This window comes from Gordonia pseudamarae (assembly GCF_025273675.1).
Lineage (GTDB): Bacteria > Actinomycetota > Actinomycetes > Mycobacteriales > Mycobacteriaceae > Gordonia > Gordonia pseudamarae.
Genome location: NZ_CP045809.1, coordinates 2,021,035 through 2,042,692, shown reverse-complemented (window position 1 = coordinate 2,042,692; position 21,658 = coordinate 2,021,035). Strand labels below are relative to the sequence as shown.

Genomic DNA, 21,658 nt, shown 5'->3' with positions numbered 1-21,658 from the left:
CCACGACCCTTCTCGATGAGGCCTATTTCTCGATGAAACCACGTAGGTCACCTCTGGCTACGGAGTAGTCGTCGACGACCAACGTGACCTCCCCCGGCGTGTTGCCGACCCGCAACCAGTCGCGCAGTTGGTCGAGAGCCGCGCGCGGCCCCTCGGCCACCACCAGCACCCGGCCGTCCGCCTGGTTGGCGGCATACCCGACGAGGCCGAGCTCGAGGGCACGCGAACGCGTCCACCACCGAAAGCCGACACCCTGGACCCGGCCGTGCACCCAGGCCGTCAACCGTTGCTCCGTCGCGCTCATCACACAACGCTATCGGCAACCGTGGGGTTCGCGGCCACTTCGTCCCGCTCAGTCCGTCTCCCCGTCAGTCCGTCTCCCCGTCAGTCCGTCTCCCGTCAGTCTGTTTCGATGGCGAGTTTCACCTCGGCACCGGCCTTGATGGTGCGTCCTACCGTGCACACGGCCTCCACTGCCCGCTCCACCACCACCAACAGTCGCTGTGCCGCCTCGGGGTCGAGTTCGGACAGGTCCACCTCCAGGGTCTCCGACAGCACCGGGTACACTTCGTTCTCCCGGTCGGCCGGACCGCTCACCCGGATCGTCGCGTCGTAGTCGTCGCCGAGACGCCGCGCGAGCGGCTTGTCCGACGACATACCGGTGCACGCGCCCAGTGCTATCTTCAGCAACTCACCGGGGGTGAAGACACCCTCGACGTCCTCCGATCCGATCAATACCTGCGCGCCACGCGAGCTGTGCCCGGTGTAACGGCGGGTTCCGGTGCGCTGCACCCAGAGTTCGGTCGGGGTGGGAGAAGTGCTCATGGTCGTATTGGGCCTTTCCGGTTCGGGACACTCGCGGTTCAGGTGGTGCCAACGTTCCCGACAGACGAATCCTTCCGCCCGGCAAAGCCGCTCAGACCGATCGCGCTGTATCCACCCGCTGAAGCAGGATAGTGGCAGCGCATGGCTCCGACGACCATAGGTAGTTCGATCGATGCGGTTGTCGACCACAAGGCCGAGACCGTTCAAGTCGTCCAGCGCTACAACTGGAAGCCGTCACAGCTCTCGGTCGCCTGGGTGAATCTATCGACCGGGACTCCGCCGAGTCAGTAGTGGTAGCGCGCCTGCAAGATGATGAGGTCGCTCCCGTCGACAAGGTAGACCAACCTGTGCTCGTCGGTGATTCGACGTGAGCATGCTCCGGCCGCTCCGTACTTGAGCCGCTCCGGCTTCCCGATCCCCTCGAACGGTTCCCGAAGGCAAGCATCGATCAGGACGTTGATTCGCTTGAGCACACGCCGGTCCACGCTCTGCCAGTGCGTGTAGTCCTCCCAGGCAGCCAGATCCCAGACAAGTCTCATTCAGTCGGTGTCGTCCGAGCGGTCGAGTTCATGCACCTCCGTACGACCTCCACGGGCGCGCTCGTAGGCGTCGAGCAGTCGGCGTGCATTCGCCGGAGAACGAAACAGGTATGCCGTTTCCTGCCATGCCGCGTACTCATCCGCCGACATCAGCACTGCGTTTCCCTTGCGCGACACGATTTCGATCGCGTCACGGTCCTCGTTCACCCGCTCGATGAGCGGAAACAAAGTCTTCCTCGCCTCACTTGCACTGATGGACATCACGACCTCCAACCCAGAAGCGGTACAAGTAAACGGTACCAGTTGGGCGCGTCACAGTCCCGCAGGACGCTTGCATGACAGTCAACAGTCGAATCGTCAGTGGTCCCAGTAGCCTGGGCCCATGGATTTCGCGCTGAGGAGCCTGGTCGAATCAGTATCGACGGCTGATGCGGCGGCGACCAGCGAGTTCTACGAGACACGGCCGCGCGCCTCTGCCCTGGCCGACTATCAGGAGTTGACGGAGGCGCGTGCGGCGCGGCAGGCGCGTTTCACCGGCTCCGGCCGCGCGGTCGTCGACACGGTCAACGTGGCCGGCCATGCCGTACCGCTCCGGATCATCGAACCACTGCATCGACCGGTCGTCGGCGTTCTGCTGCATTTCCCAGGCGGCGGCTTCTATATGAGTTCGGCGGTCGCCGATGACGAACGAAACGCCCGGCGAGCCGATGCCACCGGACTGGCCGTGGTCAGCGTCGACTATCGACTCGCTCCGGAGAATCCGTGGCCCGCGGCACCCGATGACTGCGCGGCGGCCGCCGAGTGGCTGATCGATTGCGCACGTGACCGTTTCGGCACTGACAGCCTGATCCTCGGCGGCTTCTCCGCCGGCGCGACACTCGCCGTCACCACCCTACTGCGACTGCGCGACCGCGGCGCCGTCGGCGCATTCGGTGGTGCGCTGTTGGAAGCGGGAACATACGACCTGAGCGAGCACACCCCATCGGGCAAGGCCGTGGTCGATGACTACTTCGTCGCCGCCTACGCGGGCCATGTCGATGACCGCTCGATTCCCGACATATCCCCCGCCTACGGTGACCTGCGGGGCCTGCCAAGCACTTTGGTGGTCGTCGGTACCGGTGACGTGGTCCTGCCGGACAACCTGCTCATGGCCGCGCGCCTGGCGGCGGCGGGCAGCGAGGTCGCTCTCCGGATCTACCCCGATGTACCGCACGGCTTCTCGAACCATCCGACACCCGTCGGGCGTCAGGCGGCCACAGCCATCGATGCGTGGCTGGTGAACGCGCTCGGCCGCGGCGAGTAGCCGGCCCGCCGCGGCCCGGTCAGTTCAACGCAACACCCGTGCGGCGCGCGCGGCGGCGAGCCAGTCCGGAAACTCCGAGAGCAGCAGCCGGTACAACTGCTCGTCACTGATCCGGGATACGTCATCGACGGCGAAGAAGCCCGCATTGTCGACGATGCGCCCGGAGAGCTCATCCAGTGCGGTCAGCGCACCGAAGTCGGCCTTCCCGATACCGATGAACTGCCAGAAGATCGGCAGCGCCGCGGCCTCGCTGATCAGTTTCTGAATCGCCTTCCGGCCCCGCGCAAAACCGCCATCGGTAAAGAAGAGCACCAGAACGGGGTCGGCCGATTCGCGACAGTCGGCAATCACCTGCTCCAGGATCGGCAGTTCCTCGTTACGGCCCCCGAGCCGGTCGTAGTCGACGCCACCGTGCGCGCCGCGCAAATGTACGTACTCGCGGACCCATTCCTCAGCACGATCCACGGTGATATCAGGCAGCTTGGCGCACCGCACCGCGTAGACGTAAGCCTCCAGCGCACCGTCATCGTCGAGTTGGGTGGCCACGGGGATCATCCGCTCGACAAGTTCACCGACAACGCCATCTCGGTACAGCACCGACATCGAGAATGTTTTGTCGATGACCATGACCACGCGGGCACGTACGCCGGGCTGGACCTTCTTCTCCAGCAGCACCTTGTGTACCTGCTTCTTGCGCAGGTCGAGCGTGGCGCGCTTGGTCAGCGAGAGCTTCTCCTCGCCAGGCGCCGTCCGGGGCCCTGCGGCACCGGACTGCCCCGGCACGGGCTCGTCATCGACCTGCACACCGTGGCTGCGCACCAAGTCGGCGAAGCCACCTTCCCATCCCGCACTGGTGTTGCGGATCTTCCAGTCATCGCCGCGACGATAGATCTCGATCAGCACCGCCGATGTCTCGACCGTCAGCCCTTCACCAGGAGCGGTCACGGTCCGCCCGTCCTGAGCCAGGACCACCTCGATCCGCGCATCACCGAGTGTCTGATGCTCGGCAACCACCCCGATATGTACCCGACTCGCACCTCCTGGCAACCGGGCCGGATCAACGACGACGACGCCCCGGTCATCGAGAGTCACTGCGCCGCTGGGATGTGCGGGCTGGTTGTAGAACACGAAATCCGCGTCACCGGAAACCTTCTCGTCATCGCCCAGCACGAAGGCCAGGACGTCTAGGCGTATGCGGCCGCGAACCTGGACCGTGAGGGGACGCGGTCCGGTCAGCGCGGTGTTCTGACCACGGGACAGTGCGAAATCAGACATGGGAGTGCTCCTCATCAGCGGACGGCGTTCAGCGGACGGAAGTCGGACTCTGTGGCCGCTGGCACTTCGGACAGTAGAACGAGCTGCGGTTCGTGAATGCGGTGCGGCGCATGATGGTTTCACATCGTCGGCACGGCTCCCCTTCACGCCCATAGGCATTCAGGGCACGCTCGAAGTAGCCGGACTGGCCGTTGACGTTGACGTACAGGTCGTCGAACGAGGTGCCGCCGACGACGATCGCCTCACTCATCACATCGGTGACGGCGTCGAGCAGTTCGGTGAGTTTGGCGCGGCTGATGCGGTCGGTGACGCGGGTGCCGTGCAGGCGCGCCCGCCACAGGGCCTCGTCGGCGTAGATGTTGCCGACTCCGGAGATCAGCGTCTGATCGAGCAGGGCGCGCTTGATCTCGGTATGTTTGGCCCGGATCCTGGCGATCACCCGCTCCTGGTCGTACGAGGATTCGAACGGATCGGGAGCGATATGCGAAATTGATTCGGGCACAATAGTTCCCGAGTCATCAACAGCCCAGTCGTCAATAGCCCAGTCATCGATAAACCAGCCACCGAAGGTGCGTTGGTCGACGAATCGTAGTTCGATCGGTGCGGCGGTGGCGTGATCCGGTGCGAGGGTCAGCCGGATCCGCAGGTGTGTCTGGTCGGGTGCGCCGGGTTCGGCGATCAGGAGTTGCCCACTCATTCCCAGATGAATCACCACTGCCCAGCCGTCGGCGGGCTCGCCGGAGTCGACGGCCAGCCACAGATACTTTCCGCGACGCCGGACCTCGGCGATGGTCAGACCACGAAGCCGGGCAACCAGATCGGCGGCTCCCCCGGCCTGCCTGCGCACCGCACGCGGATGCAGGACCTCGACCTGGTCGATATGGCGACCGACGATATGCGCCGCGAGGCCGAGCCGGATGGTCTCGACTTCGGGCAGTTCAGGCACTCTCGGTTCCGGTCCCCTGCTCGGCGCTTGCTCGGCCCGATTCTTCCGGGCCGGCTTCTGGGCTCGACTCCTCACCGGCACCAGACCGGTTGTCGAGCACTTCCCACGCCAGCGCGGCGGCGTTCTGCTCGGCTTCCTTCTTGGACCGTCCCACGCCCGTGCCCAGATTCTCACCGCCCACGACCGCCGTCGCGGTGAACTCTTTGTCGTGATCCGGTCCGGTGGAGGTGACCTGGTACTGCGGCGGGCCCAGTTCACGCTCACTGGACAACTCCTGTAGGGAGGTTTTCCAGTCCAGACCTGCGCCCAGCTCACCCGCCTTGCTGATGACGTCGTCGAAGATGGCCAAGATGGTCTCTCGCGACGTGTCCAGGCCGTGATCGAGAAACATTGCGCCGAAAAGCGATTCGAGGCCATCGGCAAGAATGCTGGCCTTGTCGCGGCCGCCGGTCAGCTCTTCACCGCGACCCAGGTACAGGTGTCGGCCCAGCCCGCCCTCGCCGAGTCCGCGGGCCACGTCGGCGAGTGCATTCATGTTGACCACGCTGGCGCGGATCTTGGCCAGTTCGCCTTCGGGCCGGTCGGGGTAGCGCTTGTACAGGCGTTCGGTGACCACCACACCCAGCACCGAGTCGCCGAGGAACTCCAGGCGCTCGTTGGTGGGCAGGCCACCGTGCTCGTAGGCGTAGGACCGGTGCGTCAGCGCGAGGGTGAGCAGATCCGGTGAGATCGGCACTCCGAGCGCGTCCGTGAGATCACTGCAACCGTTCTCACCTGTATCCCCCGACCTGCGCGTCACTGTGTGCCGGCCCCCGTCCCATCATCGGTCTGTTTGTTGTCATCGCGCGCGGCATCGCCGCCGCCGGTGTCGAACCTGGCCGCCAGTCCCGCCCACCGCGGGTCGATGACGTCATGGCTGTGGTCGGGATCGGCGACCGCCAGCCGGGCACCGCACACCGAGCACAGGCCCGGACAGTCCTCCGAGCACAGCGGCGACATCGGCAGTTCCATCGCCACGCCGTCGATGATCGACTGTTCGAGGTCGATCCGTTCGTCGACGATGCGGTGCACGTCCTCTTCGTCGGTGGTCTGCTCGGTCTCGCTGTCGGGGTAGGCGAACAGTTCGGTGAGGAACACGTGCACCGTGCCCTCCACCGGTTCGAGACATCGCGCGCACTGCCCGGCGGTCTCGCCGCACACCGTACCGGTGACGAGGACGCCCTCGGACACCGATTCCAGGCGCAGATCGACGTCGACCTCCGAACCTTCTTCGATGCCGATCATCTCCACACCGATACGTGAGGGCGTGGAGATGGTGCGATGGACTTCGGCCATGGTGCCCGGGCGACGGCCGAGGCTGCGGATGTCCAGCACGAACGGCGTCGGACTGGTCACGGATTGAGCTGACACGGTATGCACCATACGCCCGACCCGTGGCCGGGGCCAGTGACCGGACCCGCGGACCTCAGGGCCCGCGATCGGCGGCGGCCACCGACCCCGGTCACCCGGTCAGACCGCCAGCGCAGACGCCTCGTGGTCACGCTGGGACGACTGGCGATCGCCTGGAGTCCCGACGCTGCGCGGGTAGTCGACGTAGTCGTGCATCCCGGCACCGGTGCGCAACTGGTGACGGCCACGGTTGACCGATCGCAGCGTGCCGGTGAGGACTTCCTCGAACTGGGCGAGCTTCTCGTCGACGTACACGTCGCAGTCGCCCCGCAGCCGGTCGGCTTCGGCGTGGGCGGCGTCGATGATCCGTTCGGCCTCACTCTTGGATGCGGCCACCACCTCGGACTCGGACACCAGGCGCTGCTGCTCGGCGATGCCCTCGGCTACCGACCTGTCGTAGGAGCTGTTGGCCGCGTCGATGGTGCGCTGCGCCTCGGTGCGGGCGCGGCCGGTCACCGAGTCGTACTCGCGGGATGCACTCGACCGCATCCGGTGCGCTTCCTCGGATGCCTCGTCGACAATGGACTTGCCGTGCATCGTGGCCTCGTCGACCATCCGGTCGGCCTGCGCCTTGGCGTCGGCGAGGATGCGGTCGGCCTCGGCGCGCGCGTTCTCCAGCGTCGATTCCGATTCGGAGTCGGCCTTGGCGATCACAGTGTCCGAATGCTCACGCGCGGTGCTGATCAGGTCGTCGCGCTGGTCGAGCACGTCCTGCGCGTCGTCGAGTTCACCGGGGATGGCGTCCTTGAGATCGTCGAGGAGTTCGAGCACGTCGCCACGCGGGACGACGCAACCTGCGGTCATCGGGACGCTTCGTGCTTCTTCGACGATGGCGATCAGTTCATCGAGTGCTTCAAATACCCGGTACACAGCTACCTCATTCCCTGCGGTGGTCTTCTCCGGCCCGGCCGGTCCATGTGGCCGACGAGACTGCTGTGACTATTGTGCAGAAAGATAGTGCTGTTACGAGTAAAGCTGGTGTGGCGTGTCGTGATCTATGTGGTGAGTATCAAACTTCTCGCTCGCCGGTCACCGCCGCCATCAACCGCTCGTGGATATGGGCCGACAGGAACGGCGCGACGTCGCCGCCCAGCTTGGCCACCTCTTTGACCAACGAACTCGACACATGCGCGAACCGGGGATCGGTCAGCAGGAAGACCGTCTCGACATCACTGAGTTCACGGTTCATCTGCGCCATCGGCACCTCGTAGTCGAAGTCGACCGCCGACCGCAGCCCCTTGACGATGGTCGAGTACCCGTTGGTGGTCAGATAGTCGACGAGCAGACCGGTCCACCTGTCCACCCGCACGTTCGGCAGTCCGGCGCAGTCCTCCTCGATGAGTGCGATGCGTTCGTCGACGCTGAACATCCCCGACTTGTTGGGGTTGACGACGACGGTCACCACCACTTCGTCAAAGCGCGCGGCGGCACGTTCGACCACATAGCGGTGGCCGAGGGTGAACGGGTCGAAAGATCCTGGGCAGACAGCGGTAGCCATGCCACAGCAACTTACCCGCAGAGCCTCACCCCGGTGATTGCCCGGTCAGGGTGGCGATGATCTGCGCCGCACTCCCCTTCTGGACCGCGTCCCACCCATCGCCGGCCCACAGATTGAGTGTCTGGGTGTTGGCCGCGGCCGTGGCGGCGGCCCGGATGGGTGTGGTCATGTAATGCACGTGCGGGTAGGCGGCGGGCGCGTCGACGTTCATCGTGGCGAACCGGTTGGCCAGGGCACGGGCGGGCCGCCCGGAGAACGCGCGGGTGACAACGGTACCGCGATACTCCCAACTCCACACGGCGTTGCGATAGGCCTCCGAAGTGCCGGCCTCGTCGGCGCACAGCAGCGCGGTGCCGACGGCCACTGCGGTGGCTCCCGCGTCGAGCAGCGCGCGCACGTCGTCGGCGACGCCCACCCCGCCGGCCGCGATGATCGGCACGTCGGTGCTCTTGCCGATCTTGCGGACCAGACCCACGGTGGAGATGCCGGGTCCGCCGAGCGAGTTGTCGGGGTCGTCGTGCCAGATGCCGCGATGCCCACCGGCCTCCACCCCCTGCGCGATCAGCGCGTCGGCGCCGGAGGCGAGGGCGGCCGCGGCCTCTTCGGGTGAGGTCACCGTGACGAAAACCAGTGCGCCCACCTCCGAGTGGATCCGGTCCACCAGCAGTCGCCCCGGGTCGGCGAACGTGGTGCTGACGAAGGCGGGTCGGTGCCGCGCGAGCACCGCGATCTTGGCGTCGATGTCCTCGTCGAAGAACATCGGCTCGCCCACCTCGACGCCGAGGGTATCGGCATCGATCCGCAGCCTGGTGCGGTACTCGTCGATCTCCTCGGCCAGTCGTTCACCCACGTCCGAGCCCGGCAAGAACAGATTGACCCCATAGGGGCGATCGGTGAGCGACTCCACCTCGACGAGCAGCGGTGCGAGCTGCTCGGCGGTCAGGTAGCCGGCCGCGAGCGTGCCCAGCCCGCCCGCGTTGCCGACCGCGGCAACCAGCGCCGGCGTGGTCGGCCCGCCCGCCATCGGCGCCCCGACGATCGGGACGTCCCATTCGATCGGACCGACCCGGACCCCCGCACCGCCCTTCGATTCACTCATCGTTCCGTTGCCACCTCCGCGCATACCCGATTCTTTCTCAGCAAGAACATGCTATGTCAAAAACGAGAATTGCATGCCCGATCAGCCGAACACAGCTGGCCGGCCGAACACGGCCGTTCTGTCGAACACTGCGGATCCCCCGAGCACTCCATGGTTCAGCGCCGATTCCGCGCGGGCCCCGGCTATCGGCGGGCGATCTCCACCCTGGTGTCACCATAGGTCTTGTCGGCCACCACATCGAGGTTCTCCGGCCAATCGATACGTGCCGACCTGGTAGAACGCTCCAGCACGAGCAACCCACCATCGGCGAGAAAGCTGTCGGCGACGACCCGCACATCGTCCTGCACCACGACGGAGTCCAGGTCGTAGGGCGGGTCCATGAAGATCACGTCGAACGGCGTGCCCGGACCGGCGAGGTAGGCACCGACCTCCGCGGTCACCACCCGCGCCGCGGACGAGGTCCCGCACGCCTTGAGGTTCGCGGTGATCACCGAGGTGGCCCTGCGCCGGGAGTCGACGAACACCGCAGAGGCCGCCCCCCGCGAGAGCGCCTCGATACCGAGCGCGCCGGACCCCGCGTAGAGGTCGGCGATTGCGGCATCGTCGAGGTCGACGCGGGCGCCGAGCATGTTGAACACGGCCTCGCGTACCCGATCGGAGGTGGGGCGGGTCCCCTCGTCGGGAACTGCGATCCTGCGGCCGCCGAAACGGCCGGCGATGATCCTGGTCATGGTCGCCCATTGTCCACCCTCGGGACCGGCCGAGTGCCACTCGGCGCATACCGCCCGCACAGTACTGTGATGGGTGTCACATTGCTGGTGTGACCTGGACGGACTCCGGTATTTCGGTGATCAATTTTGCCCGACGAATGATTTCCGGGAAATGCATTGTTAACGTCGAAAAGGTCATGAGCCCGTCTCACATAAGCACGACCCCGACATCCGCAATTGCCGTGGACTACCGGCGGCCGTCCGCACCGGACGGTCATCGGCTCTGGGAAATCGCTTCGGACTCAAAGGTTCTCGACGTCAACTCGTCGTACGCCTATGTGCTGTGGTGCAACGACTTCGCGGCTACCTCCATCGTCGCCGAAATCGACAGTCGACCAATCGGTTTCGTCACCGGCTACCGTCGCCCCGAAGATCCGACGGTACTGATGGTGTGGCAGGTCGCAGTCGACCACGACGCCCGTGGTCGTGGTGTGGCCGCCGGCATGCTGCACCGGCTTTTCGACCGGTGTGCCCACGACGACGGCGTCGTCGCACTGCACACCACGATCAGCCCCGACAACCAGGCATCCCGACGACTCTTCGCCTCGGTCGCCGCCGCACGCGGTCTGCAGTTCCGTCGCGAGAAATTCTTTGCCGCGGAATTGTTCCCGGATTCACACGAATCCGAGGATCTCTATCGGCTCGAACCGTCGGCGACATCCCCGTCCGACTGACAATCCGTACCGAACGACATCATTTGATACTCCGGCACTCGTCGGCGTACCGCTCATACGCACATCTTCATAGCGATTGGCCAGTGCGATCACTCCAAGGAGAGCAGAACATGAAGCTACTCGACCAGCATATCGACGATTCGGTTTTCACCACCCACGAATCCGAGGTTCGCAGCTACTGCCGTAGCTGGCCCACGGTATTCAACCGCGCCAGCGGCTCGTGGCTGACCGACTCCGGCGGTCGCAAATACCTCGACTTCTTCGCAGGCGCGGGATCGCTCAACTACGGCCACAACAACCCGATCCTCAAGGCCGAACTGATCGACTACCTCGCCGACGACGGCATCACCCACGGCCTCGACATGGCCACCGTCGCCAAGGGCCGGTTCATCGAGACCTTCACCTCCAGGATCCTCGAACCCCGCGGACTGGACTACAAGATCCAGTTCCCCGGCCCGACCGGCGCCAACTCTGTCGAGACGGCGCTCAAGCTGGCCCGCAAGGTCACCGGCCGCGAATCGATCATCAGCTTCACCAACGCCTTCCACGGCATGACCCTGGGCGCGCTGTCGGTCACCGGCAACTCGATGAAGCGTGCCGGTGCCGGTATCCCACTGGTGCACGCCACCCCTATGCCGTTCGACAACTACTTCGGCGGCGTCATGGAGGACTTCGCCTGGTTCGAGCGCGTCCTCGACGACTCCGGCAGTGGACTCAACCGGCCGGCGGCGGTGATCGTCGAAACGGTCCAGGGCGAGGGCGGGGTCAACGTGGCCCGCGTCGAATGGCTGCAGGCGCTGGAGGAACTGTGCCGTCGCCGCGACATCCTGCTGATCGTCGACGACGTGCAGATGGGCTGCGGCCGCACCGGCGAGTTCTTCTCGTTCGAGGCCGCCGGAATCACCCCCGACATCGTCACGCTCTCGAAGTCGATCAGCGGCTACGGCCTGCCACTGGCCCTGACGCTGTTCAAGCCCGAACTCGACGTGTGGGCACCCGGTGAACACAACGGCACGTTCCGCGGCAACAACCCCGCTTTCGTCACCGCCACCAAGACCCTGGACACGTACTGGGCCGACAACACCCTCACCGCCGAGGTGCACCGCAAAGGTGAACACATCCACGAGGTGTTCACCGGACTCACCGAACGGCACGACGGTCTGAGCACCCGCGGACGCGGCATGGTGCGCGGCCTGGCGTTTGCAGAGACCACCGCCGCGGGCAAGGTGTGTGCCGCGGCGTTCGGGGCCGGGCTGCTCGCCGAAACCTCCGGCCCGTCCGACGAGGTGGTCAAGCTGCTTCCTCCGCTGACCATCTCCGACGACGATCTGACCCACGGACTCGACATCCTGGTCCGCTCCGTCGAGGAGGTCGTGGCGTGATCGTCCGGACGACGCAGGAGATCAGCGGTACCGAGCGCGAGGTGGCCGATCCGAAGGGCAACTGGGTGTCCAAGCGGATCGTCCTGGGCGGCGACGGCGTCGGCTTCTCCTTCCACGAGACCACCATCAAGGCCGGCTCGGTCAACGAGTTCCACTACGCCAACCACATCGAGGCCGTGTGGCTGGTCGAGGGCACCGGAACCCTGCTCGACCGCGAGACGGGAACGACCTATCGGCTGGGACCGGGCAGCATGTACCTGCTGAACGACCACGACCGGCACACCGTCACCGCGGATACCGAGATGCGGATGCTGTGCGTGTTCAATCCACCGGTGGTTGGCACCGAGGTGCACGACGAGAACGGCGTGTATCCTCTCGTGGCCGTGCCACAGAACACCGGCCGGCACGCCACCGAGGCCACGACACAATAGGGCGCCGGAGCCTCGTCCCGCACCCGAATTCACCCATCTGGACGACATCTGGCCCGGTAACGTGAACGAAGTGTGCGGTACTGTCGGAGCCGTACCAGCCGACACCTTGTGACCGGCATGGTGCCGGCCGATGCGTGTGATCCCCGACATGGCCCAGTAGGCCTGTCGACGGCGCCCTCGGCAGTAGTTGCATGCTGACTCCGAAATGGGGAGACATCTCGTGAATCGCACCGACACGCGATCGACAGCGCGGCGGCGGACCACCCGCGGGCGCACCTCGTGGCTCCGGGCCGCCGTTCCTGCGCTGGTGGCCGTATCCGCATTGGTGTGCGGCACCGTGGCCGCCGCGCCCGCCGCCGGTGTACCCGACGACGGCAGGGTCGACGCCGCACGGATCGCCAAGGTCAATGCCGCGCTGCCCACCCCGCTGTCGGACAGCTTCTACAAAACGCCCAAGAACATCGCCGCGTACAAGCAGGGCCAGATCATCTCCACCCGGTCCCGGCCCAATCCGCCCGCGTTCGTGGATGTGAAGACGTATCAGATCAAGTTCCGCTCCAACGACAGCGAGAACAAGCCGATCGCCGCGATCACCACGGTTCTGGTGCCCAACCGCAAGAAGGCCAACGGCCCGCTGCTGTCGTTCCAGCACATCGTCAACGCGGTCGGACTCGAATGCGCGCCGTCGCAGGTGCTGTGGACACAGGACCCCAACCTCACCATCCGTGAGGCACCGGCCCTCAACGTCGTACTGCAGCAGGGTTGGACGGTGAGCATCCCCGATCATCTCGGGCCCCGCAGCGCGTACGGAGCCGCCAAACTCGGCGGACAGATCTCCCTCGACGCGATCACCGCCACGCAGAACTTCACTCCGGCCGCCGTCAAGCACAGCAAGGTCGGCCTCGCCGGATACTCCGGTGGCGGCATGGCCACGGCGTGGGCCGCGGCACTGGCACCCAAGTACACCCCCGACCTGAACATCGTGGGCGCGGCGTACGGCGGCGTGCCGATGGACCTGATCAAGATGGCCGAGGGTCTGGGCTACAACCGCCCCCATCCCGCATTCGGTCTGGCCTTCGCCGCAGCCATCGGTCTGGCCCGTGAGTACTCCGACAAGGTGACCATCTTCGACTTCCTCTCCACCGACGGAAAGCGGATGTTCTCGGAGATGCGCAACGCCTGCACCAACGACGTGTTGCGGATCGGCGCGGGCCACAGTGCCCGGCAGGTCACCAAGAGCGGTGTGCAGTTGTTCGAGAACAAGACGTTCCGCAAGATCGGCGCCGAGAACAGCCTGGCGATGTATCCGGGTGTGCCCACCGCACCGATCTTCGAATGGCACAGCCCCACCGACGTGCTGATCCCCCTCGACTCCATCAGCTCGACCATCCGCCGGTACTGCAAGGCCGGGACCAAGGTGCAGACGTTGCTCACACCCTCGCCCGAGCACATGAGTGCCGCGGTGATCGGGGTACTGCCGGCGATGGACTTCCTGTCGGCGCGGTTCCGCGGCGAACCGGTGCCCAGCACCTGCTGATCGCACACGCGAGAACAAGGAATGCCTGGCCCCTCACGGGCCAGGCATTCCTTGTTCTCGTGTTCGTGTTCGGCTGGACGCCTACCGCGCCACCAGGTCGTCGGCGTGGACCACGGGCCGACGCAGGTCGGCCGGCAGATCGGCGGTCGAACGACCCTCCATCAGGGTGATCTCGTCGGCGTCGTAGGACACCACGCCCCGCCCGCGTACCGCACCGGACAAGTCGACAAGTTCCACCACATCGCCGGCGTAGAAGTAGCCCTTCACATCGACGATGCCCGCGGCCAGCAGTGACCGGCGCCTGGCGACCACCGCCGACACCGCACCGTCGTCGAGAACGAGAGATCCGCTGGTGTCGGCCGCATGCCGGACCCAGAACCGGCGCGCCGTCAGGCGCTCGGCCCGAGCCGCGAACACGGTGCCCACAGAGGCGTCCTTGAGCGCGAGAGCGGCATCGGATGCCGCGGCCAGCAACACCGGCACACCGGCGTCCGCGGACAGCCTCGCCGCCGTCAGCTTGGAGGCCATACCCCCGGTACCCAACGCACCACCGGAACCGGCGATCACCCCGTCCAAGTCCTCCGGACCGTGTACCTCGGGAATGAACTGGGCACGTTCACCGTTGGACCCCACCTTGCGCGGATCGCCGTCGTACAGTCCGTCGACATCGCTGAGCAGCACCAGCGCATCGGCCCGGATCGAATGGGCCACCAGCGCGGCCAGCCGATCGTTGTCGCCGAACCGGATCTCGTTGGTGGCGACCGTGTCGTTTTCGTTGACCACCGGAACCACCCCGAGCGAGACCAGACGTTCCAGCGTGCGCTGCGCGTTGGCGTGGTGCCGCCGATTGGCGAAGTCGTCGGCGGTCAGCAACACCTGCCCCACCGTCCGCTGGTAGCGGGCGAACGACGTACCCCACGCGTGGGCAAGCGCGAGCTGCCCGACGCTGGCCGCGGCCTGCTTGGTGGCCAGGTCGCTGGGACGCTTCTTCAGCCCCAACGGGGCGATACCCGCACCGATCGCGCCCGAGGACACGACGGTGACGTTGGTACCCGCCCGCATCCGGCCCTCCAGCGCGTCGGCGAGCGCGTCCAGACGCCGCCGGTCGAGCCCGTCGTGCAGGTCGGTCAGCGCGGACGAGCCGATCTTGACGACGATGCTGCGCGCGTCGGCGATGCGGGTACGCACCTCACTCATGGACGTCGCCGTCCTCGAATCTGGACCGTCGCGCCCGCCGCGCCTGCTTGCGTTCGGCCGCGCCGATGCGCTCGGACCGGTCGAGCCGCACGTCGGTGCCGCGGCCGGTCAACGGCACGTCCTCGCCCATCGGTGTGGTCGGCTCCCAGTCGAAGGTCATCGCGCCGATGGTGACCGGCGCACCCGGCTGGGCGCCGAGGCGCTTGAGCTCATCCTCGACGCCGAGCCTGTTCAGCCGGTCGGCGAGGTAGCCCACCGCTTCGTCGTTCTCGAACTGGGTTTGCGCGATCCAACGTTCGGGACGGGCGCCGTGCACGATGAAGCCGCCCTCCACGGCCGGATCCGGTACCACCGTGAATCCGCTGTCGTCGACGGCGACCGGGCGGATCACCTGTCTGCGCGGCTGTGCTTTCGGTTGTGCCGCACGATAATCGGCAACCATCTTCGCCAGGGCGAAGGTCAGTTCGCGCAATCCGGTGCGGCTCACCGCCGAAATCCGGTATACCGGCCAACCACGCTGCACGAGTTCGGGTTCCACCAGGTCGGCCAGCTCCGCCGCGTCGGGGACGTCGATCTTGTTCAGAATCACCACACGTGGTCGATCGGCCAGATCACCGAGACCGTGGTCGGCGGCGAGAGCCGGACGGTATGCGGCCAGCTCCGCTTCCAGCGCGTCGATGTCGGAGACCGGGTCGCGGCCGGGTTCCAGTGTGGCGCAATCGACTACATGCGCCAGTACCGCGCAGCGCTCCAGATGCCGCAGAAACTCCAGTCCCAGGCCGCGCCCCATGGACGCGCCGGGGATCAGGCCGGGCACGTCGGCGATGGTGAAGATGTCACCGGCCGCCTGCACCACACCGAGATTGGGTACGAGGGTGGTGAACGGGTAGTCGGCGATCTTCGGTTTGGCGGCCGAGAGCACGGACACCAAGGACGATTTGCCCGCCGACGGGAATCCGACGAGCCCCACATCGGCCACCGACTTGAGCTCCAGCACCAGATCCCGTGACTGGCCCTCTTCACCGAGGAGCGCGAAACCGGGCGCCCGGCGGGCCCTGGAGGCCAACGAGGCATTGCCCAGGCCGCCACGGCCGCCCTGTGCGGCGTCGAAAGTCGTTCCGGCGCCGACAAGGTCGGCCAGGATCTTGCCGTCGGCGTCGAGTACCACGGTCCCGTCGGGCACCTTGAGGATCAGGTCCTCACCGGTGGCACCGTCGCGATTGTCCCCCATGCCGGGTTTACCGTTGGTGCCCTTGGCGTGCGGCCGGAAGTGGAAATCGAGCAGCGTGTGCACCTGCGGATCGACGACGAGCCGCACCGACCCGCCGTTGCCGCCGTTGCCGCCGTCGGGGCCGCCGAGCGGCTTGAACTTCTCCCGGTGCACCGACGAGCACCCGTGGCCACCGTTTCCGGCCGTCACATGAATGGTCACGCGGTCGACGAACCGAGACATCGCCACTCTCACTTCCTGATCGGTGGAATCCCAGATCGGTGGTAACACTGATAGTTGACAACAGGGCCCCGGCAACGATCAGGGCCCACAAACACCAACAGAGGGCGCCCAGGGATGGTTCCCCTGTGCACCCTCTGTGAAGGCTATGCTCCCTCACCCCTCATCGGGGTGGGAAATCAGACCGCAGCGGCGTCGGTGACGATATTGACGGTCTTGCGGCCACGCTTGGTGCCGAACTCGACCGCACCGGCTGCCAGCGCGAACAGGGTGTCGTCACCACCGCGACCGACGTTCACGCCGGGGTGGAACTTGGTGCCCCGCTGGCGGATCAGGATCTCGCCCGCGCTGACCTGCTGGCCACCGAAGCGCTTGACGCCGAGCCGCTGGGCGTTGGAATCACGACCGTTGCGCGAGCTGGACGCGCCCTTCTTATGTGCCATCTCAGTCCTCCTGAAAAATCTGTGGATCTGGGTTTCGGAGGCTGCCATCGCCGACGACCGGTGACAGCAGCCCCGTTGGGTGTCAGTTGATGCCGGTGACCTTCAGGACCGTCAGCTTCTGACGATGACCCTGGCGCTTGTGGTAGCCGGTCTTGTTCTTGAACTTGTGGATGCGGATCTTCGGGCCCTTGGTCTCCTCGACGACCTCGGCGGTCACGGAGATCTTGGCCAGCGCATCGGCGTCGGTGGTGATCTGGGCGCCGTCGACGACCAGTGCCACCGGCAGGCTCACCGTGCTGCCCGGCGCGCTGTCGATCTTCTCGACCTTCACAATGTCGCCCTCTGCGACCTTGTACTGCTTACCGCCGGTCTTGACGATCGCGTACGTTGCCATCGAAGCTGTCCTCTAACTCGTCTAGTCGGGCCGAGCCCGCATCCGCGGTTCCGGCGCTCTACTGATCCTGATCTGTGGTTGTCTACCTGACGCGGGCCGCAATACACCCCGGACCAGTTGTCAGGGTCACCGCAGATCACACCAGAATGCCTGTCGCGAAGAACAAGCAGCCATGTGCTGGAAATCAATCCCGCACAGCGCAGACTCTTCGCCGAAGGCGACCGTTCAAGGCTACGGGACTGTGACCATTCGGGTCAAACCAGCCCCGCCCCTGACGGTTCTGCCTACTCCTCGACCGGCGGGCCCGCAGGCCTGCCCGCCGAACGCCTGCGCGGCCTGCGCCGTACGGCCACCGCTTTGGCCGCCGGAGCCGACGTGGCCGGCCCCGACGTGGTCACCGGGGCGCTCTCGGTGTCGGCGGCCACCGGTGCGGCCGTCATCACCACCGGCTCGGTGGTCGTCGTCGGGGTGGTCACGCGCACCACCCGCCGCCTGCGGCCACCGTTCGTACCCCGGGCCGGACGCTCGGGTTCACGCTCGGATGCCGAGTGAGCTCCGTCTTCTCCGTCGACACGACCGGCTCCGTCGGCTGCCGCCCGGTCATCTGCGCCGGAGATGTCCCCGGACGCACTACCGGCGACATCGGCCGCACCGACACCGTTGCGCGCCGGCCGTACCGCCGCGACCTCCTCGGCCGCCGGGGCGGCCTCGTCCGCGTCCGGGCGGTTCGCGTCATCGCGTCCGGCCGTGTCCGGGGTCACCGCATCGGCGGCGGAATCCCCGGCGTCCGGACCGGTCGTCGAACCAGCGGTTGTGATGACGATCTCAATCTCGTCGACAACCACGGCCGCCACCACTTCGTCACGACCGTGGTGCTCGTCAGGCCCCGGGCTTTCAGGCCCGGAGTTTTCATGCCCGGGGTGCTCGTCACCGTGGTCGTGTGAGTGCGCCGCCATCGCCCGGAACATCGGATGCTCGGACGGGTTGTGCGAGGCCTTGGCCGCCTCGGAAGACTGCTCGGCCCGCTTCTTGGCCTTGCGCGAGCGCTTCGAACCGCCCTCGGGGCGCGCCTGGTCGTCGGTACGCACCTCGACCGGATTCTGGTGCACGATGATGCCTCGCCCAGCACATGCGGTGCAGGTGGTCGAGAACGCCTCCAGCAGGCCGGTACCCAGCCGTTTGCGGGTCATCTGCACCAACCCCAGAGAGGTCACCTCCGACACCTGATGCCGGGTACGGTCACGCGCCAACGCCTCGGTGAGCCGACGCAACACCAGGTCACGATTGGATTCGAGGACCATGTCGATGAAGTCGACGATGATCATGCCGCCCAGATCGCGCAGGCGCATCTGCCGCACGATCTCCTCGGCCGCCTCCAGGTTGTTGCGGGTCACCGTCTCCTCGAGGTTGCCCCCGGCGCCGGTGAACTTGCCCGTGTTGACGTCGATGACGGTCATCGCCTCGGTGTGCTCGATGATCAGCGTGCCGCCCGAGGGCAACCACACCTTACGGTCGAGAGCCTTGGCCAGTTGTTCGTCGATCCGGTGCACCACAAAAGAATCGGGCGCGTCCGCATGGCGCTTGGTGAACCGCTCGACACGTTCCATGAGGTCCGGTGCGACCGAGCTCACATACCTTTCGACGAGGTTCCATGCCTTGTCGCCCTCGACGATGAGCTTCTTGAAGTCCTCGTTGAACAGGTCGCGCACCACTCGAACCAGAAGATCGGGCTCCTCGTACAGAGCCCGCGGGGCCCCGCTTCCCGAACGTCCCTCGGCGTCGGCGACGGCGGCCTCGATGCCCTTCCACTGGCTTTCCAGGCGCGCGATGTCGGCGCCCAGCTCATCGGCGCTCACGCCTTCCGAGGCGGTGCGGATTATCACGCCCGCATCCTCGGGCAGCAGTTTGGCGAGGATCTGCTTGAGTCGCTTGCGCTCCACGTCGGGCAGCTTGCGGCTGATCCCCGTCGACGACCCGCCCGGCACGTACACCAGGTAGCGGCCGGCCAACGAGATCTGCGTGGTCAGCCGGGCACCCTTGTGTCCCACCGGATCCTTGCTGACCTGCACGAGCACCGAATCGCCGGGCCGCAAGGCCTGTTCGATCTTGCGGGAGCCACCGTCCAGCCCCGCGGCGTCCCAGTTGACCTCGCCGGCGTACAGCACGCCGTTACGACCACGGCCGATATCGACGAACGCCGCCTCCATACCGGGCAGCACGTTCTGCACCCGGCCAAGATAGATATTGCCCACCAGCGACAACGACGTCTCGGTGGTCACGAAGTGTTCCACCAGCACACCGTCTTCGAGGACCGCCACCTGCGTGTAGTCCTCGGCGTTCGCATCGTGCAGGGTCCGTTCACGCACCACCATCACCCGGTCGACGGCCTCACGCCGCGCCAGAAACTCCGACTCACTCAGAATCGGCGGACGACGCCGGCCCGCGTCACGGCCGTCCCGCCGGCGCTGCCGCTTGGCCTCCAGCCGCGTTGAGCCGGAAATACCCTGCACCTCGTCGCGGGCCCGCTTGGTACGCGGCTCGCGTTCGTGCACCACCGTGTTCGGCGGATCGTCCGGCGATGCCTCGTCGCCCTCGGTGCCCTTGCGCCGACGCCGGCGCCGACGCCGGCGCGATGTGGACGAGTCCCCTCCGGCGTCGTCCGCCTCGGAGTCACCCGCGTCCGCATCGGACCCCTCACCCTGATCATCGTGGTCGCCCTGATCGTCATGGTCGCCCTGCCCGGATGTGGTGCGCTCGGATGTCCGCGCGTCATCGGTGGCCGAACCGTCCGAGTCGCCCGATGCCGTGTCCTCTGCCGCACCCGCCTGCTCGTCACCGGCCGCCGGGCGCCTGCGCCGACGTTCGCGACGCCGGGAGTCATCTCCGGTGGCCGATTCCTTGGTCTGGTCAGCGCCCGAATCGTTGGTGTCGCTGTCCCCGGCCGTCGCCGCGTCGTCGCTCTCGCCGTCGCCGCGTTCCCCCGCATCGACCTGATCGCCACGGCCACGTCCCCGGCCGCGCCGACCCCGACGCCGACGCCGGGTCCTGCCCGACCCGAACTGGTCGTCGTCTCCGTCGTCGTCGGACTCCGAATCGGTCTCGCCGACCGCATCCGCCTCGTCGTCGGCGACCTCGGCGGCCCGGCCCTTGTTCTGGCCGGTCTTCTTCCGGCCGGTCCTGCTCGAGTCGGTCGTGTCCAGATCGGTCGTGTCCGGATCGGTCGTGTCCAGATCAGTCGTGTCCAGGGCACCGGCATCGGTCGTGGCCGACGGCGCCTCGGCCAGCTCGGGCGACAGGAACAGCGGCACGGTCGCCTCGACCACCACCGGTGGCGCAACCGACTCCGGGGCCGCCGGAGCCGCCGCGGAGAACAACGAATCGATCGCCAACTGAGCGGACGCCTTCGACGGCTGTGCGTCGGCGACGCCCAGCCGGGCCGACTCATCGGCGGCGGGTTCATCCGCGGCCTTCGGCACCAGAGCCTTCGCCTCATCCGGCGCCGACGCAGTCACCGCCTCCGGTTCGGGAGCGGTCTCCTCCTCCGGAGCCGGGGCCTTCGGTTCCGGGGCCTCCGGTTCCGGCGTCGCCGATACTTCCGTCTGCGGTTCCGGGATCTGCGGCTCCGGGATCTGCGGTTCCGGCGTCTGCGGTTCCGGCGTCTGCGGCTGTGCGGTCTCGCCGGTCACGCGGTCGCGAACGATGAACGCCACCTCGCGGTCGATGCTGGACTGGACCGAACGCGCAGCGTGTCCGATATCGGCCAGGTGGGCGAGCACCTCCCGGCTGGTGATGCCCAGTTTCCGGGCGAGCGCATGAACCCGCAGTTTGATGGGAAAATCGTCTGCCTGTGCTGAAGCGTCGTTGGCGTCAGCAGGCGACCCGTTCTCGGTCACTCAGTCTCCTTGAGCCCCCGGGCGCGTCGGGCTGACGCGGCCACGCGGGGGCCTAACTCTGTGTCCCGGCCGTGGCCGGTGTTATGTGGTCTTCGCGCACTGCCCGTTCCGCGGTAGCGGAGATAAACATGGCGCCTTGCTGTGTGATGACCGGCTGCATCGAACATCCACACCACCGCGTGGACACGAATGTGACGTGCGCGCGGTGGGGATGACGAGCGGACCGGCATCGATCACCGTCAACAAAGTGTGTCGACGACAACTCTCCCCAGTATCCCACACCGTGACCCGTTTCCCGCAACCAACGCGCAATTGCGCGGCGTGAGCGGGCACTGCTGTCGTGAACGGCGGCCACTTGGCCGGGGCGAAGACGCACGACACGAACGCCTCAGCGGCGATATCGCGGCGGTGATGTCCCACGAGTGAATGTCCCGAAAGGAAGTATCACAGGCCGTGCCTGTGCCAGGCAGGCAATGTCACCGGGCGAACGCGGTTCGGTACCGCGGACCGCACCGATGGCCACGCGGCCCCGGGGACATCAGCCGGGGCCGCG

Annotated in this window: 22 protein-coding genes; 5 read left to right on the top strand and 17 right to left on the bottom strand. The window is 66.6% G+C overall.

Translation table 11 applies throughout. From position 1 onward, the window contains the following. Positions 1-22: 22 nt before the first annotated feature. From GII31_RS09010 to GII31_RS08995, 4 genes are all read right to left on the bottom strand, one after another. Positions 23-304 (bottom strand): acylphosphatase, encoded by a 282-nt coding sequence (locus GII31_RS09010; protein ID WP_213248795.1) that lies wholly within the window; start codon positions 302-304, stop codon positions 23-25. A gap of 95 nt (positions 305-399) precedes the next feature. Then, positions 400-825, bottom strand: a complete 426-nt coding sequence (locus GII31_RS09005; RefSeq protein ID WP_213248793.1) for an OsmC family protein — start codon at positions 823-825, stop codon at positions 400-402. A gap of 284 nt (positions 826-1,109) precedes the next feature. Next, the gene (locus GII31_RS09000; protein ID WP_213248791.1) at positions 1,110-1,364 is read right to left on the bottom strand and encodes a Txe/YoeB family addiction module toxin; all 255 of its coding nucleotides are present in this window, start codon (positions 1,362-1,364) and stop codon (positions 1,110-1,112) included. Next, complete coding sequence (locus tag GII31_RS08995; protein WP_213248789.1) at positions 1,365-1,625, bottom strand: type II toxin-antitoxin system Phd/YefM family antitoxin; 261 nt, start codon at positions 1,623-1,625, stop codon at positions 1,365-1,367. A 121-nt stretch (positions 1,626-1,746) separates the two neighbouring features. Between GII31_RS08995 and GII31_RS08990 the strand changes: the two genes are divergently transcribed. Beyond that, positions 1,747-2,667, top strand: coding sequence for an alpha/beta hydrolase (locus GII31_RS08990; protein ID WP_213248787.1), 921 nt, complete (start codon positions 1,747-1,749; stop codon positions 2,665-2,667). A gap of 24 nt (positions 2,668-2,691) precedes the next feature. Here GII31_RS08990 and GII31_RS08985 read toward each other — a convergent pair whose 3' ends face one another. The 8 genes from GII31_RS08985 to rsmD all read right to left on the bottom strand — a co-directional run bounded on the left by GII31_RS08985 (position 2,692) and on the right by rsmD (position 9,665). After that, entirely contained in the window at positions 2,692-3,942 is a 1,251-nt protein-coding gene (locus GII31_RS08985) for a vWA domain-containing protein (RefSeq protein ID WP_213248785.1), read from the bottom strand. A 28-nt stretch (positions 3,943-3,970) separates the two neighbouring features. Further along, a complete protein-coding gene (mutM, locus tag GII31_RS08980; RefSeq protein WP_260840389.1) occupies positions 3,971-4,888 on the bottom strand; it encodes a bifunctional DNA-formamidopyrimidine glycosylase/DNA-(apurinic or apyrimidinic site) lyase in 918 nt (305 codons plus the stop codon). Next, positions 4,881-5,687 (bottom strand): ribonuclease III, encoded by an 807-nt coding sequence (gene rnc, locus GII31_RS08975; RefSeq protein WP_407649933.1) that lies wholly within the window; start codon positions 5,685-5,687, stop codon positions 4,881-4,883. The genes mutM and rnc overlap by 8 nt, the downstream gene beginning before the upstream one ends. Beyond that, entirely contained in the window at positions 5,684-6,310 is a 627-nt protein-coding gene (locus tag GII31_RS08970) for a YceD family protein (protein WP_213248721.1), read from the bottom strand. The genes rnc and GII31_RS08970 overlap by 4 nt, the downstream gene beginning before the upstream one ends. 87 nt (positions 6,311-6,397) lie before the next feature. Continuing rightward, positions 6,398-7,207, bottom strand: a complete 810-nt coding sequence (locus GII31_RS08965; protein WP_213248719.1) for a DivIVA domain-containing protein — start codon at positions 7,205-7,207, stop codon at positions 6,398-6,400. Positions 7,208-7,346: 139 nt separating this feature from the next. After that, complete coding sequence (gene coaD / locus GII31_RS08960; RefSeq protein WP_213248717.1) at positions 7,347-7,835, bottom strand: pantetheine-phosphate adenylyltransferase; 489 nt, start codon at positions 7,833-7,835, stop codon at positions 7,347-7,349. A gap of 25 nt (positions 7,836-7,860) precedes the next feature. Beyond that, a complete protein-coding gene (locus GII31_RS08955) occupies positions 7,861-8,934 on the bottom strand; it encodes a nitronate monooxygenase (RefSeq protein WP_213248715.1) in 1,074 nt (357 codons plus the stop codon). A 182-nt stretch (positions 8,935-9,116) separates the two neighbouring features. Then, positions 9,117-9,665 (bottom strand): 16S rRNA (guanine(966)-N(2))-methyltransferase RsmD, encoded by a 549-nt coding sequence (gene rsmD / locus GII31_RS08950; protein ID WP_213248713.1) that lies wholly within the window; start codon positions 9,663-9,665, stop codon positions 9,117-9,119. A 176-nt stretch (positions 9,666-9,841) separates the two neighbouring features. Here rsmD and ectA point away from each other — a divergent pair, with 176 nt between their 5' ends. From ectA to GII31_RS08930, 4 genes are all read left to right on the top strand, one after another. Next, the gene (gene ectA / locus GII31_RS08945) at positions 9,842-10,378 is read left to right on the top strand and encodes a diaminobutyrate acetyltransferase (RefSeq protein ID WP_213248706.1); all 537 of its coding nucleotides are present in this window, start codon (positions 9,842-9,844) and stop codon (positions 10,376-10,378) included. A 110-nt stretch (positions 10,379-10,488) separates the two neighbouring features. Further along, complete coding sequence (gene ectB, locus GII31_RS08940) at positions 10,489-11,760, top strand: diaminobutyrate--2-oxoglutarate transaminase (RefSeq protein WP_213248704.1); 1,272 nt, start codon at positions 10,489-10,491, stop codon at positions 11,758-11,760. Further along, positions 11,757-12,191, top strand: coding sequence for an ectoine synthase (locus GII31_RS08935; RefSeq protein WP_213248702.1), 435 nt, complete (start codon positions 11,757-11,759; stop codon positions 12,189-12,191). Before ectB ends, GII31_RS08935 begins: the two co-directional genes overlap by 4 nt. 304 nt (positions 12,192-12,495) lie before the next feature. Beyond that, positions 12,496-13,728: a lipase family protein gene (locus GII31_RS08930; protein WP_213250079.1), complete on the top strand. Its 1,233-nt coding sequence runs from the start codon at positions 12,496-12,498 to the stop codon at positions 13,726-13,728. An 81-nt stretch (positions 13,729-13,809) separates the two neighbouring features. Here the strand turns inward: GII31_RS08930 and proB are convergent, their stop codons facing one another. From proB to GII31_RS08905, 5 genes are all read right to left on the bottom strand, one after another. Continuing rightward, positions 13,810-14,925 (bottom strand): glutamate 5-kinase, encoded by a 1,116-nt coding sequence (gene proB / locus GII31_RS08925; protein WP_213248700.1) that lies wholly within the window; start codon positions 14,923-14,925, stop codon positions 13,810-13,812. Beyond that, complete coding sequence (gene obgE, locus GII31_RS08920; protein ID WP_213248698.1) at positions 14,918-16,378, bottom strand: GTPase ObgE; 1,461 nt, start codon at positions 16,376-16,378, stop codon at positions 14,918-14,920. The genes proB and obgE overlap by 8 nt, the downstream gene beginning before the upstream one ends. A gap of 176 nt (positions 16,379-16,554) precedes the next feature. Further along, complete coding sequence (gene rpmA, locus GII31_RS08915) at positions 16,555-16,818, bottom strand: 50S ribosomal protein L27 (protein ID WP_213248696.1); 264 nt, start codon at positions 16,816-16,818, stop codon at positions 16,555-16,557. Between the two features lie 82 nt (positions 16,819-16,900). After that, a complete protein-coding gene (gene rplU, locus GII31_RS08910; protein WP_005192221.1) occupies positions 16,901-17,212 on the bottom strand; it encodes a 50S ribosomal protein L21 in 312 nt (103 codons plus the stop codon). A gap of 284 nt (positions 17,213-17,496) precedes the next feature. After that, positions 17,497-21,105 carry a translation initiation factor IF-2 N-terminal domain-containing protein gene (locus GII31_RS08905; protein WP_260840388.1) on the bottom strand — a complete coding sequence of 1,203 codons (3,609 nt, stop codon included), beginning with the start codon at positions 21,103-21,105 and terminating at the stop codon, positions 17,497-17,499. Positions 21,106-21,658 lie beyond the last annotated feature (553 nt).

Coding starts and splice junctions, on each gene's coding strand:
- rplU (WP_005192221.1), bottom strand. CDS start 17,212: ATGGCAACGTACGCGATCGTCAAGACCGGCGGTAAGCAGTACAAGGTC.
- GII31_RS09005 (WP_213248793.1), bottom strand. CDS start 825: ATGAGCACTTCTCCCACCCCGACCGAACTCTGGGTGCAGCGCACCGGA.
- obgE (WP_213248698.1), bottom strand. CDS start 16,378: ATGTCTCGGTTCGTCGACCGCGTGACCATTCATGTGACGGCCGGAAAC.
- GII31_RS09000 (WP_213248791.1), bottom strand. CDS start 1,364: ATGAGACTTGTCTGGGATCTGGCTGCCTGGGAGGACTACACGCACTGG.
- GII31_RS08970 (WP_213248721.1), bottom strand. CDS start 6,310: ATGGTGCATACCGTGTCAGCTCAATCCGTGACCAGTCCGACGCCGTTC.
- proB (WP_213248700.1), bottom strand. CDS start 14,925: ATGAGTGAGGTGCGTACCCGCATCGCCGACGCGCGCAGCATCGTCGTC.
- ectA (WP_213248706.1), top strand. CDS start 9,842: ATGAGCCCGTCTCACATAAGCACGACCCCGACATCCGCAATTGCCGTG.
- coaD (WP_213248717.1), bottom strand. CDS start 7,835: ATGGCTACCGCTGTCTGCCCAGGATCTTTCGACCCGTTCACCCTCGGC.
- ectB (WP_213248704.1), top strand. CDS start 10,489: ATGAAGCTACTCGACCAGCATATCGACGATTCGGTTTTCACCACCCAC.
- GII31_RS09010 (WP_213248795.1), bottom strand. CDS start 304: ATGAGCGCGACGGAGCAACGGTTGACGGCCTGGGTGCACGGCCGGGTC.
- rpmA (WP_213248696.1), bottom strand. CDS start 16,818: ATGGCACATAAGAAGGGCGCGTCCAGCTCGCGCAACGGTCGTGATTCC.
- GII31_RS08985 (WP_213248785.1), bottom strand. CDS start 3,942: ATGTCTGATTTCGCACTGTCCCGTGGTCAGAACACCGCGCTGACCGGA.
- GII31_RS08955 (WP_213248715.1), bottom strand. CDS start 8,934: ATGAGTGAATCGAAGGGCGGTGCGGGGGTCCGGGTCGGTCCGATCGAA.
- rsmD (WP_213248713.1), bottom strand. CDS start 9,665: ATGACCAGGATCATCGCCGGCCGTTTCGGCGGCCGCAGGATCGCAGTT.
- GII31_RS08990 (WP_213248787.1), top strand. CDS start 1,747: ATGGATTTCGCGCTGAGGAGCCTGGTCGAATCAGTATCGACGGCTGAT.
- GII31_RS08995 (WP_213248789.1), bottom strand. CDS start 1,625: ATGTCCATCAGTGCAAGTGAGGCGAGGAAGACTTTGTTTCCGCTCATC.